The organism is Desulfopila sp. IMCC35008, assembly GCF_010646885.2.
GTDB lineage: Bacteria > Desulfobacterota > Desulfobulbia > Desulfobulbales > Desulfocapsaceae > Desulfopila.
The window spans coordinates 5,699,352-5,713,255 of the sequence record NZ_CP050700.1 but is presented as its reverse complement, the minus strand read 5'-3'; the positions used below and the strand labels follow the sequence as shown (position 1 = coordinate 5,713,255).

Here is a 13,904-nt window from a genome sequence, read left to right as displayed (position 1 = left end):
ATCACTCTTTCAAAGTGTTAATTTCTATATTCAATTCATTCAGCGCTCGGTTCATTTCAACACGCCGATTGAACTGTTTTTCTTTTTTCATCCGGTTTTCAAGCTTTTCAGCTTCCCGCTCTTTAACGCGCAAAAGATCAATCCTTGCAACCAGATTATCGAGGGTTTCACCTTCTCGGAATCTGAGCGGACTGATCGCCGTTAAAAAAGCCTGATACAGTGCCCCCATGCTGAGAACAACCGGAAGATTTACTCTTTCAGTTTCATTGTCCATCCAGGTTGATTGAAAGTAACTGCTGACTACCCATTTGTTTTTATCGGCTTCATTTGGTCGCTTATACGCTCCCACATATCTGGTTCTGCCTTTAAACAGCAACTCAAACAGAATAGGTGAAGGAATCGCCTTATCAACAGTCTGTAAAACTTCGTGGGACAAATCTCCGTTTTTTAGCCTGACAGAAAAAATCTGTATTTCCTCTACACCTGCACTTGCAGGAAGGTTTATCGTTGCCGGAGAGAGTTTATAGGACCAGGTGATTTTTTCTACCTGGGCAACAAACAGCTCCTTTACCTTCTTTGTTGGTGTAGCGTATTCGTAGATTTTTCCTTTGGCAACCATTCGTCCGAAGGCCGCTGCTTTGGGGAAGGCGTAAGGGTGAAGGATGACGGATGAACTCATTTATTTGCGTTCCCTTTTTTTAACCTTGGTATTTTTGACACATGTAATAAGTATTGCCGTAAGTTCATCCGCTTCATGCATCAAACCAGAAAGCTGCTTTTCGGTCATGATTTCTGCTTCAAGTAGCAACTCTAACCAGTAGCAACTTTCTTCAAGCTCCTGCAAACCACCTTCTATCTTACTTATAAATTCTGCATCTGATCGCGCCCGGGTTCCTTCTCGATAATGTGCACCTACAGAAGTGCCAGAGCGAAGCAATTGTTTTCCTATCACCTGTGCTTCCGTCGATTTTGGCAGTGCGGTGTAGAGGCGGATGATCCGAAGTGCAAATTCTTTAGTTCTTGATTTCAAATCCTTCATTTCATCCTTCATCCTTCATCCTTCATCCTTACAACGAGGAAGGAAATCAGCTCAAAATCATCAAGCCCTTTTATCGTATCAACCAGTGCACTAGTGCTCCTGCCAGTAAAGAGGCTGTCTATATCCTCGTCTTCTTTGACCTCAATCATTGACCGGATAGCCTGTCCCAGCAGATCTGAATACTGGTCCATTTCGCGGCCATCTCTTGTGACAATATTGAATTTTCTGCATAGCTCCTGGAGAGGTGTTGCGACTCCCTTACAACTGGTTCGCACTAAATCCAAGAGGGATTTGACCTGTGTATGATCAGCAATCACCTGGCCATTATCGCTGATATAAATGAGATAGTATGGATGCAGTCGGTTATGCTGATTGATATTAACGCCGGAGTTTCTGTTGCGCAGTGTAAAGATTACGCCAGGTGTTAACCCTATTTCTTTATTGGCAGGAATAATTGCATGAAGCCCATGGGGAAAATGGCCTAAGTCACCATTAGTTTTGATATAATTCAGCAAATCCATCCTGAAGTCGTTTAGCCCCAGATCGGTGATATTGACACCGGTTTTCATATCTTCAAGCTCTATCACCTCATCCTGGAGTCGTCTGAGCTGTTCTTTCCGATAGCTCACATCGTTTGCCTGAGCTGACAGCACATTGTCATCACCTGTTGCAGTAACATCGGCAATAATCATCCGGTTTTCCACCCGCTCTTTCAAATTGATATATTCATCGAGTGAGATATCGGGCCAGTAATTGACGAGCTGAATGGATTCATTGAGAGAGCCGATTCGATCAATCCGGCCAAAACGCTGAATAATTCGAACAGGGTTCCAGTGAATGTCGTAATTGATGAGATAATCGCAATCCTGCAGGTTCTGGCCTTCTGAGATGCAGTCTGTACCAATAAGCACATCGATTTCACCCTGCTCTTCAGGGAGTATCAACGCTTTTTCTTTGGAGATCGGGGAAAACAGTGTGAGTATTGATTGGAAGTCAAAGCCCTTTTTCAAGGTGGTCTTTGGGGTATCCTTGCCGGTCACTCTGCCTGTGTGTACACCCATTTCAAGGAGGTCACCAGTCAGGTTATCGTAGAGGTAGTTTGCCGTATCTGCAAAAGCAGTAAAAATAACGATTTTTTTGTTCCCATAGTTAATGGGACTGTTGATTTTATCAACAACATGCTTTTTGAGATGCTGCAGTTTGGAGTCGTCGTTCGGCCCCACCTTTTTCATCTCGTTGAGTAGTTCGGTAATGATGGTAAGGTCAGCTTTCAGGTCATATTCCCATGAGGGCAAGTCCATATCTGCCAGACTCACCTGCACCTTCCCACCAATCATAAAGTCTCCCAGTCCGGTCAGATCGTCATCTTCGGCTTCAAGATCGCCAAGGGAGTCTGCCAGATCATGGATGGAAAAATCTGCTCCGGACTGTCTGAACTGCTCTATTTGAGAGAGCATACGCAGGTGGTTCTTTTCCAATGAGCCCAAGGTTAGCCGGAATGACTCCACTGAACTTTCCAGGCGCTTCAATAGATTGGTTGTCATAAGCGACTGCAGGCTCTTCTCACGATCCGCCTGCCGCAACGTTCCTTTGCCACCTTCAACCGCTGTATCATAGAGCTCTTCATATTTCCGCAAGCGGCTTGGGAGAATGTAACTGACCGGGGCATAAACGGATAATTTCAAGAGAGAAAGCTGCTTGTAGATTTCGTTGAAACCTATGACATCTCCGCGCATGGTTAATGGACAACGAAATGAGAGAGGCTTTCTTCTGACCGGGAATTTCCCAATATCGGTTGTGTCGTAAAAGGTTTCAATATGCTTTCTCGACCGTGCAATCGTTACACTGTCGAGGAGCTCAAAGAAATCAAAGTCTAGAGCATTCAGAATTGCCTGAGCTGTTCGTTCTTCAGCTGGCAACTTTGACCACCAGTTAAAAACGGTCTGAGCGTGCCTGAATATTTCTTCAACACTCTTCTCGGTACGTAATTTTGTGCTGAGATTTTGCGATTCTCCTTCATAGGCGAGTGCCAGCTGATTCCGGAGGTCATTGAAACGATTGTTTACGGGTGTCGCTGACAGCATTAAAACCTTCGTTTTCACACCATCCCGTATCACGGTGTTCATCAACTTTTGGTACCTGGTTTCCTTGTCTTTATAAGCGTCATTGTTCCTAAAATTATGCGACTCATCAATAACGACAAGGTCGTAATTTCCCCAGTTAATTTTATTTAGCGGGGTACCGTAGGACTCACCACTCGTTCTCTGCAGATCCGTATGACAGAGAACATCGTAATTCAAACGGTCTTTAACGAAAATATTGGTTTTCAGGTTCCGATTATAGTTGAGCCAGTTGTCAGCCAGTTTCTTTGGGCAGAGAACGAGGACAGAGCGATTACGGAGTTCATAATACTTAATAACGGCAAGTGCTGTGAATGTTTTACCTAGACCGACACTATCGGCAAGGATGCAACCGTTATAGCTTTCAAGTTTATTAATAATACCCGTGGCAGCATCACGTTGAAAGTTGAACAGCTTGTTCCACACTACGCTGTTTTTATAACCTGTGAGATCATTAGGCAGAACATCCTCGTTTAAATCTTCGAGGAATTCGTTGAATATGTTGTACAGCATCAGGAAATAAATTTTTTCCGGCGAATTTTCCTGATAGACCGATTCGATATGGGAACAAATCGTATCAGTTACATCTTTGAGCTTCGTATCATCATCCCAAATCTGGGTAAAGAGGTTTAACCAGGTCTGAGTGGAGGGGGCATCCTCAAACTTGGTTATAAAGTTGGAAACCGCATCCCCTTGCTGATAGCCAAGATCAACCGCTGTAAAGCCATGCAAAGGCATATATGCAGAGTCATTATCTCTTTTGTTGACGCAGGCAAACTGCTGCATAGGTGCTTTGGTAACATTTGAACGAAAGCTTGCTTTACGTCGAATCCAGTCTGCACATTCCCTGGCGATTGCTCTTTGGGTGAGCTTATTTTTCAGTTGAATCTCGAACTCACTGCCATATAGGCTTCTTTCACGTTGTCGTTTGGGAATATGAAACTCCCTTCTTTCACGCGAGACTTTGTCGGTAACCTCATTGGGGACAAAAGCTTGGGCCGTGAAGATAAACTCAAGCGATTCAATTTGCTCGAGCTCTTTTTTCAGTGCTTCATAGGCGTATATAGAAAAACAAGAGGCTGCAATTTTCAGTTTGGCACCCGGCTTGACAGTCTTTTTCAGATCATCTCCCCAAAGGGTATTGATATTGTCCAGAATTTGCATGGTTTCTTGCCGCCTATCTTATTTTAATTCAATACATTCTGCCTATATGTTCAGTTGGTTTCTCCAGACGATTCAGCACTTCCTTTACGTACCCACCCGTCAACTTCATCTTTTTTGAATTTCCATAAGCGACCAACCTTGTGGGCTGGCATACCTTTTTCACTAATCCACTTGTAGACCGTATCTCTTTTGATTCCGAGATATTCGCCAATTTCGTCAACAGATAACCACCTGTCTTCCATCTTCGACTCCATCATTCTCTTGAGAACCGGCCTAACAAGCATGCCTGGATGCTCTACCACAGCGTAACCATGCATGCACTATCCGGCCAGATTAGGTTAAACAGGGTTAAAACTATATAGATTAGCTGAAAGAAACAAGCTAATTCCTGTTTTCGTCGGATTTAACTGAATTTACTTCTATGTAAACAGAGGAGAGATTGCGTGTGCTGATTGGAAGCAGATAAACAGAGCAGGCTGGAGTGCTAGCTGACTTTTGGGTTTCTTTGTTTCTTTCTATACGCTGTTTCTTCCTTTTTTCCTTTCTTTGACTGGTTTATTCGTTTTTTCTTCCCTAATATAGGGCAATTACAATATTTCCATCACGCCATTGTTTACAGTTTCCCGAATTTTCAGGCATTTTCCACCTGCCACTCCAAAAGATGTCGCTTTCTAATCCGTTATTGCAGGTCTTTGTTGGCCGTCAAAATTGTCTGCGATATTCGTAATATTATGAAACCAAAGTAGGGATAAATTGAATTTATTACGCAAAACACATGTTATTCCTATGGGTTTCTCAGTTAATTTTCATATTCTATTCCATATCATATTTTCGATTCTCTGTAAGAAGAGAATAAAAAAAGCCGTCCCCCGAAGGAGACGGCTAGGGTAAATGACGGTTTAAGCCGATACAGTCGAAAGATCCCCCTCGACGTTCTTCAGCTCTGCCATTTTTTCCGTCAGGAACCAAAGAGCCTGGTTCAGTTTGATATTTCGATCAAGTGCTTTGACCGGTCGTGTGGTTGTTCTCCTAAGTCGTCCGTCGCCGCCCCTGCTAATGCCTTTGAGGCCACCACGCATGACATTTTCCTGGATCACGTTGAATGTTGTCCAGAGATCATTACCCTTGTCGTCGTAGCGCCGTTCATCAAGCAATTGATGTGGTTGCACGGGGGCGTGGTCGGGCTCATCATAAATCAGGCTATGCGCTGCCTGGGCAAAAACGCCTCGCTCATCCGGAGTCATCTCGATTACCTTCATCTCGTCAACCCGATCAGCAATGGTTCCGGCTGCGGATGCTATCTCGCCCGCAGAATGGATAAATTTTTCCGAACTAAAACCAATATGTTTATGGCTGAAGTTCGCAAATTCAGAGGCAACCATCAATCCGTTGCCGCAGATCTGCCGCCATACCGATGCTATCAACTTGAAGGCACAGCCACAGTCATGGGAATTGAACAGAACCAGATCAACCCGTTCTCCATCAAACGATAAACCGTTCTTGGCAAAACGGATAAGGTGCCGCTGGTACCCTTCCTTTTCAGCTTTGCGTACTATACTTTGTTCAGCATGGATCGGAATCCATCCTGCATCACGAAGTAAATCCACCGCCGTTAAGGTCGGTACAAATGAATACCTGGACGAAACTCCATCTATGGGAGCAAGAGATCCTGCGGCCGGTGAGAGAGAAATTATCTGGTCATTGGTTAAAGTTTTAAGCGCGTTCATACCTGCCTCCTTGATTTTTTTGTGCATCAATGGGGCAAGCCACTCCCTTGAAGGGACATGTCTGCCCCTTGTTATGGGATGTGAGTTAATTTTCTGGCAAAAGTCCCAGATCTGAAAACGCGGTTACCTCATCACCAACTACCAGGTGGTCGAGGATCCGCACATCTATAACTTTCAGAATACTGGCAAGAGTAGAAGTCAGTGAAATATCCTGGCTGCTTGGCTCACTGCCACCAGATGGGTGATTATGGGCCAGGATGATCGCCTCAGCATTGAGCTGCAGAGCTTCTTTGACTATCTCTCGTGGGTGGACTGTTGTCGCGTTGATTGTACCTGTGAACATCTCTTTGAATGCAAGGACCCGATGCTTGGAATCTAGAAACAAACAGGCAAAAACTTCGCACTGTTTGCCACGGAGCTTGCAGCCAATAACCGCTTTGGCGCATTCTGAAGAGAGAATCAAGGCACCGCGTCGAAATTGGTAGCCCATGAGCTTATTTGCCTCAGTAAGGACCAGTTTTTTCGTTGCAGGATGATATTCACCATCCTGATCTTTTACAAAGAGCATTGGCTTCCTCCTATTTGTCCAGGGAAAGCAATGCCCCATGCCAGGGAATTGATTCCCCTGGTCAGGTGAATGGTTGTTTGTTCAATCCATTAGAATGGGACCTCTTCTGGCAGCGGTGGTTCTTCGCTATTACTGTTTTGTGAAATATTTGCGGCATTCTTACTACCCTGACCACCGAGCATCTCCATTTCTCTGGCGATTATTTCAGTGGTGTAGCGGATAATGCCTTCTTGATCTTTCCATTTCCGTGTACGGAGTTTTCCCTCAATATAGACCTTATCGCCTTTCTTGAGATGTTCACAACATACGACGGCAATACCTCCCCAGGCAACAACGCGGTGCCAATCTGTCTGTTCTTGCTTGTTACCTTCCGAATCTTTCCAGTGCTCGGCTGTAGCAATAGACAAAGTTGTCACCGGTGCAGCACTATTCTTGGTGTATTGCATTTCAGGATCATTGCCTACGTTTCCGATTATCATTGCCTTGTTCATGTTGTTCTCCTTGAGTAATGAATGAGTGAAAATAGTTCTGAAAAAATACCAATCCCCACCATGGGAAAATGATCTCCCAGAACGGGTAGCCTTTTGACTGGGTTACGCTGTTTTGGCCTTTGCTTTTTTTATCTCCAGAAAGGAGAAAGAGCGGTCTTCTTGAAATTCGGCAATGGAGCTGCCATGATCTCTTAAAAACTTATCAAGCCGACTGGTAACGAGATGTTTTCTTGTTCTCGTGGCCTTCCTGATAACGCAACCGCCTGATTTAATTGATCCCCTTTGTTGCACAATGGCAAAAATCTTCTGCTTGCGAGGACCAATTTTCTCTTTGTATTTCTTCTCTTTGATTTGCAGTTGCTGCAGTTCATCTACAACCGCAGCCAGCTGAGGGACTTCATCGGCCTCAAATCTGGGGCAGCTTGTCAAATGATTGCAAAATCCACAAAGGGGACCTGGGTCTGTATCAAGCTCGATCTCTTTATTGCCAAGTATTGCCTGATAATCAGACCAGAGAGATTCAGCCTTTCTGAGTAATCCATTAAAGATGGTTTTCTGTGGGGAGTAGCCGTTGAAAAATTCAACGTCACCATTGGCGAGGTCGAGTGCTATAAACGCACCTCTGATTGTGTAATCAGGGAATTTTTCGGCCAGTGCGCCCATTTGGATGTAGAGCTGAGACTCCCAGGAGCCATACGGATCGTCGGGAATATTACTCGTGCTCTTTGTCTCCAGGACGGATTTTATCTTGTGGGTTTGTGAAGTGAAAACGAAGTCGATATGTGCTTTGACAGGAACGTCGCTGTCTACTACAGCTTCAACTTGTCGCTCGAAATTTGAGTACCCGGCGGCGGCAAAAGCGTTGGCAACAATATCCTCAGCCATGTGCCCCCGCTCAAAACGAAGAAGGGTCGCTAAATCATGCTCGGTTGGATTTATTTTCTCCAGGATCACTTTTCTTGGGCAATATCCGATATCGGATGCACCAAGGTAATTGCTACGATCGCCAAGAGTCTCTTCGGTGTGTTGTTTTGCCAGCTTGCGCAGACTTGTCAGCAGTGTGGTTTTGATATCCATGTGTCATTTTCTCCGTAGGAAAAAAGGAGGACACACGAATCCCAGGAGGGGAAACAATGTCCTCCCTCATTGGGTGAGATGAAAAGATTTAGATGGATAAAGCGTTAGTGCATTATTACCTCTTTGAACCAGTTTTTATCCGACTTATCCCATTTGAAACCCGCAGACTTTAGCAGTTCCTTTTTATCAAACGAGTTGCCAACAGCTATAACAATTCCATCCCTATGCTTATAATCGATTCCAGCGATCTTAGGCAGATCGGATTTGTGAGAATTGTGAGAAGCGTGATTGGCATCGGGCTCTTGCTGTGACGCAACGGGTTGCTCTGGTTGTTGCCTAGGCGATGTGGTAGCAGAACGATTACCAGTGAGATAAACATCACGAAGCAATCCTCTATACGCATCAGTTCCAATAGAAAGCAGAGACAGACATTTTTGAATAGCATCCGTGATTGCCCCTTTATAGGAGTCACCGACATTACCCTTCACGATTTGCATCTGCCCCGTCTGCGATCCTTTGCAGATCCACTCATCATCTTTCACACGGATAAAGAGCCGGACCTCTGCAACTACCTGACTATCAAAGATTTCTTTACTCACAACTTCGTAGCGCCAGTTTTCCGGGAGCAGGATACTATTTACAGCATCAAACACATACTGAGGCTTGTATCCATAGCGAACCTGGCCAATGACTTTGCCATCCTTCATCATTTTGATCTCCTGCACAGCAGCTCGGCCAAAACCGCGTAGCTCTGCATTGATCTTTTCAACCTGTTTTGTAAGATTTTTGCTTTCAGACATTGTTGTTTCCTCCTGTGATGTGAGAGAGACAACATGTCCCCGGTCGGGAGTATGTTTGCTCTCCCGTTGATAGGATTATGGTGAATTACGAACTACATGCCGGGCAACTACAAAAGAGATCACGCACAAGATTCGTCGTGAAATTTACCTGCCGGACATTGAATAGTGTGGAATTAAGAGGCACAGAGATTCTAAAAAGAAATCTGCAATGGAGTGCGCCAGCTTTTGCTGTAATAAAAGAAGTTCGCTTGTGCGATGAAACTGTCTTTTACAGATAGACAAGGCATTCGAGGTGTTCCAAGGACGATCTGTTGAAATGCATCGTGTCTATAAATGCCTACAAACAAAAGCGTCCAGCTATTTCCCCACGAAGAGAGATTACTTGTGCAAAACAAGTGGAATATTGATTATATAGTTACATTCAAGTATAAAAAAATCAAGGGGAAAAGAGATCTAATGCCAATAGATACTTTGCACGAATATTAGACCATTATTTACTAAAACCATTGCACCCCAATTAGTTCTAAGAAAACATTTTAAAATGGACAATGTCATGATCAACCAAAATGTTGTTAAAACTAAGCTCTTGGAAGACGAATCACCAATATTGGAATTTAAGAGAGAATGGTATTGGGATGACACTACTCCTCGAGTTGAAAAAGGTGATAAATGGGGTGAGTTTATTAAGGACCTTATATCATTGGCCAATGGATACTTAGGTTATGTCGGACAGGATAGGTATTTAATAATTGGGTTTGATGAGATTGAATCGAAATTTTACAGCATAGATCAGGAAAAGATCAACATACTGAAAAATCTAGGCAAATTCAAGAAGGAGGTGAAGCAGAAATTAGAAAACTATACTAACCCGACACTCATATCCTTCTGCGTGGAGTTTGTAGAAATTAATGAAACAGAAATTCTAGTTTTCAAAATACCATGTACTCCTTACCTAACTGAAATTAAGTCAGAATTAAAAACAAAGACGAGAACGCTCGATCAGGGGGCAGTTTTAGTCCGAAAAGGGCAAAAGAGTGATTCTGTGAGATTAGCCAATATAAGTGAACTTGCAAAATTACAAGATGAATTTGCATCTTATAAAGAAATCGTCCTTACTCGTAAACCCGAGGCAGAACCAGGTAAGAGAAAAGAACGAACAATTTCAAAAACAATACAACAGTATATTGATAAAAATGGAAGCTATTCTTTAGATATTGACTATCCCAAAAAACATAACGACTGGCAAGAAAATATTATTTTCGAATTATTTAAAATATCAGAACCTTTTGGGGGAGTCAAAGAGTTTTTATACATTCATGAAAGTTCAAGCCAAGGAAAAACCTTCGGATATCTTAAAAGTCATCAACTCGTTTCTAACTTTGATAATTTAATAATTCTGACAGAAAAACCAGATTTAAAAGATATTGAAAAGCGAAAAATAAATATTAAAACCATATTCAAAACCAAACATGTATATTTTATAGACGAGTTTGGTTATGAATTTTTATATAAAGATTGTTTTCTCGACTATGAAAAGTACAACCTTCCTGTTTATGTAGAAAGCCTAATTGACATTCCAGGCTTTGAGAAGAAATCAGCATTCAATGTACTCAATGAGTGGTTGACTCAGAAAGCTGAGCCGTTACTACTAATAAAGGGGTATGGAGGAATTGGGAAAACGACGCTAGTTAAGCAATTTCTAGATCATATATATGACGAAAACCCCAATACCGGAATATTATTTATTGATTCCAACGAAATCATAGATGAACTAGCTAAACGTGTAAATTCACAACACAAAATAGACGATATTTATGATTTCTACCAAGCACAATTAGCAAGTGAGAAAATTAGTAGCGCTAGCTTTAACAAAGAATTACTAAAACTATCAGTAGACAATGGAAGTTTAATAATTGTTTTGGATGGGATAGATGAAGTAATAGCCAGACTTGGGTCAAAATTTGACATTTACTCATTCCTAGATTCAATTTCAAATAGCTACTCAGCTGATCAAGAAAATGCAAAAATTATTATCACCTGTCGGGATCATTTTTGGGACTCTCTTGAAAAGAATTCGCTAATACCTGAAATAAATCTCAAGCCATTTAATGAAGAATTAGCTACGGAATTCTTCATTAAATCGTTTAAAGAAAATTCATCTAAAGTCAATAAAGCTATTCGGTATGCAAAACAATTTGCAACAAGTGAATCCTCAAATGAAGAACCTGATGCTATTTATATCCCATATGTTTTAGACATGATTGCCTACTTGATCAAACAGGAAGGTGAAAATTTGTCTGCAACACCCCACTACAAAAGTGATATTTTATCTGAATCTGTGGAAAATGATTTTATAATTGCCAGTGTGTGCGAAAGGGAAATAAAGAAACTTTATAATTTATCCATAGATGAGCAAATAAAATTTTTCACAAACATTTCAGTCGATTACAATGGAACTATCAGCATATATGATGTTAAGCAAGTCTTGTCCACAACAATTAACTCCCCAATTGATGACCAGTTAATTGAAAAAATCAAAGGACATCCTTTGTTGACCTGTACCTCAAATAATCTTTCTTTTAGATACGATTTTTTCAATTTCTATTTTAAGGTATTGTATGTAGTTCAGTATCTTGCCACACAAGATATTAAATCTATAGATCAATCAGTTATCGATATAGCAGGAAGCTATATTAAATATAACAACAGTTTCACAAAAGCACTTTGCGAAAGAATACCCTACAGTGAAGATCTAGAACTATTCATTATTGAAGCAACTGAAGAACTAAAAAAGTTGATTTCATCTTCGACAGATGGCGCAGATAAATTTCGATTGCAATTATCCATTTCAGCCATGTTTACTTTCATAATTTGTGCATTACAAGCGTCAACTACTCAACATTTTGATTTAGAGACCCGAACCACATTAATGGAGAAGGTATTTGAAGAAAATGGAGTGATTGATGGCTTATGTTTAGTTAACATATTTGGTCATGACAATAATAAGGCTACTTTTAACTTTAAAAGCAAAGTCTTCGCAAATTGCCTTTTTGAACAATTTGATTATTTTTGGGATTGCCCTCTTGATGAAAACACAAGATTTACAAACTCTACCTTTAAGTCACTGGAGCCAAGAAAAGGGAAGAAACCTGTTTTTTTCAAAGATACTTTTGCCAAAAATTGCAATATAATAGGGATTGAACATATTTTAACGACACGATCTGAAGAAATTGAAAACAAATCCTCTGAAATAAAGAATGAATTAGTTAAATTTTTCAGAATATTCTACAACAGAGGTAATTTTTATCCAAAAAAACAAGGACATGTAAGATCAAAGGTATTTACCTCAAAGTTACTACCAATACTGTTAAGTGAAAATGTGGTTATTGATTATAATGATCCTAAAAAACCTACATTTAAGCAGTATAAAATTGCAGCGGATTACCACCCAATTATTAACCATATTGAACAAGGTGGAGCTTGCATTGAGCTTGAAAAAGTCACAAAAATGTTCATTTAGTAATAAAATGAAAAAACACGCTCAGGAAAAAAGTTCATCCAGCCTCTGTGACAAATATCAAAGAGGTTGAGTTGCGACAAACTCTGAATGCATAGTCAAACGCCTTGAGTGACAGGGCTGAGAACAGCTATTTCTCAATCGTTTAAGATGTCATTTCCCCAGATAACCGATATGAAATTTTCTCAACTACATCGAAGAGCAACACTTCTTCTTTCCAAGAAAAAGGCTACCCTCAGCCACTTTTCCTTCGATTCCCATGGTTCCTTTTCACCCAGCTGTAGCGGACGGGATCGATCCTGAGTAGGTGATCGCGCAACTCCTCCTGCTTTGATTTTTCTGCACGCATGAAAATGCTTCGCAGATCATCATCTACAGACTTTTCACTAGCTCCTCGTTCGACAGCTTTTTTATACCAAGCCTGGCCCAGATTGTAGTTGCCGATTTCAATATTCACCGCCCCCAATAACGTGCAAGGACGATAATCCTTTGGAGTCAGCAGGTGTGCTTGTTCTCCAAGGCTGAGCGCATCTTCCAATTTTCTTAGGTCACGTTTTACACCACCGTGTGTTGTACAGAGGGCCGATTTCAACCTTGAATTCTTTAACTTTGTTACGCCAATTGTAGTTAGCATTGAATCAGCTGTTTTCGCTCTTCCACATTTGCGATAGTGACTGCTTGCATTGACAGCGGACCATGGATCTCTATTTTTTTTAAACTCACCAGCATAAAACTCAGCTTCAATCCTGTGGTACTCTAATCTTAATTCAATGGTAAAATATTCTTTACCTTTGGTTGACAGCCAAACGATATCTTCTTCGGATAGCCGAATGCCATTATCAACTCGACGAAGAATGTCCATGACCTTTGGAAAATAGTTTTTCTCGATAAAATATGAGAGATCGTACTTCGCCCTTAACTCATTCTGCTTGGCCTTTGCAATATTCTTTGGATCGTTATCAAAGGCTCGCTTTTTCGCAGCCGCTAATTCTTGCTCCCTTCTCATCCTGGCCTGTAAGGCCTCTCGCTTTCGCTTCTGTTCGGCCTCTTCTCTAAGGGCCTTGATTTCAGCGGCAGAACAGCGTTCATATTTTTCATTTTCAGCTGCTTTCAGATAGTCGGCAAACGAAATTTCTTTTTGAGCATAGCGATATAGTGTGTGGAAACCTTTTTGGCGCAAATACTCTAGAGTGAAATTGGAGAGTAACTGACCAGATTCCAACTGCTCCAGTATCTTGGTCATGCGACTTCCAGGGATTGAGGCACCATGAAGATCCTCAACTTGATATTTGACTGCCACCTCCACAAGAGTGGGCTTTCCTAAGGAAGGTTTTTGATTCTTCATCGCTTATTTTGATTACTTCTATTTGATATCATGCAGTTCTTATCTCTGCTATTTGC

The 13,904-nt window shown here is 41.6% G+C and carries 11 protein-coding genes; 1 reads left to right on the top strand and 10 read right to left on the bottom strand.

Features of this window, described 5'->3' with window-relative positions:
* Position 1: 1 nt before the first annotated feature.
* From GA520_RS24480 to GA520_RS24440, 9 genes are all read right to left on the bottom strand, one after another.
* Positions 2–679, bottom strand: coding sequence for a DUF4391 domain-containing protein (locus GA520_RS24480; protein WP_163336032.1), 678 nt, complete (start codon positions 677–679; stop codon positions 2–4).
* Positions 680–1,051 carry a four helix bundle protein gene (locus GA520_RS24475; protein ID WP_205749185.1) on the bottom strand — a complete coding sequence of 124 codons (372 nt, stop codon included), beginning with the start codon at positions 1,049–1,051 and terminating at the stop codon, positions 680–682.
* Positions 1,048–4,323, bottom strand: a complete 3,276-nt coding sequence (locus GA520_RS24470; protein WP_163336031.1) for a helicase-related protein — start codon at positions 4,321–4,323, stop codon at positions 1,048–1,050. Before GA520_RS24470 ends, GA520_RS24475 begins: the two co-directional genes overlap by 4 nt.
* A gap of 50 nt (positions 4,324–4,373) precedes the next feature.
* Positions 4,374–4,565, bottom strand: coding sequence for a helix-turn-helix domain-containing protein (locus GA520_RS24465; RefSeq protein WP_163336501.1), 192 nt, complete (start codon positions 4,563–4,565; stop codon positions 4,374–4,376).
* A gap of 657 nt (positions 4,566–5,222) precedes the next feature.
* Complete coding sequence (locus GA520_RS24460; RefSeq protein ID WP_163336030.1) at positions 5,223–6,050, bottom strand: DUF932 domain-containing protein; 828 nt, start codon at positions 6,048–6,050, stop codon at positions 5,223–5,225.
* Between the two features lie 85 nt (positions 6,051–6,135).
* Positions 6,136–6,618, bottom strand: coding sequence for a JAB domain-containing protein (locus GA520_RS24455; RefSeq protein ID WP_163336029.1), 483 nt, complete (start codon positions 6,616–6,618; stop codon positions 6,136–6,138).
* Between the two features lie 89 nt (positions 6,619–6,707).
* A complete protein-coding gene (locus GA520_RS24450) occupies positions 6,708–7,109 on the bottom strand; it encodes a single-stranded DNA-binding protein (RefSeq protein WP_163336028.1) in 402 nt (133 codons plus the stop codon).
* A 102-nt stretch (positions 7,110–7,211) separates the two neighbouring features.
* A complete protein-coding gene (locus GA520_RS24445) occupies positions 7,212–8,186 on the bottom strand; it encodes a hypothetical protein (RefSeq protein ID WP_163336027.1) in 975 nt (324 codons plus the stop codon).
* Positions 8,187–8,290: 104 nt separating this feature from the next.
* Complete coding sequence (locus GA520_RS24440) at positions 8,291–8,986, bottom strand: hypothetical protein (RefSeq protein ID WP_163336026.1); 696 nt, start codon at positions 8,984–8,986, stop codon at positions 8,291–8,293.
* A gap of 553 nt (positions 8,987–9,539) precedes the next feature.
* Here GA520_RS24440 and GA520_RS24435 point away from each other — a divergent pair.
* Complete coding sequence (locus GA520_RS24435) at positions 9,540–12,506, top strand: NACHT domain-containing NTPase (RefSeq protein WP_163336025.1); 2,967 nt, start codon at positions 9,540–9,542, stop codon at positions 12,504–12,506.
* 232 nt (positions 12,507–12,738) lie between these two features.
* On the opposite strand, the gene GA520_RS24430 is transcribed toward GA520_RS24435, so the two are convergent.
* Positions 12,739–13,848, bottom strand: a complete 1,110-nt coding sequence (locus GA520_RS24430) for a hypothetical protein (RefSeq protein ID WP_163336024.1) — start codon at positions 13,846–13,848, stop codon at positions 12,739–12,741.
* Positions 13,849–13,904: the final 56 nt, after the last annotated feature.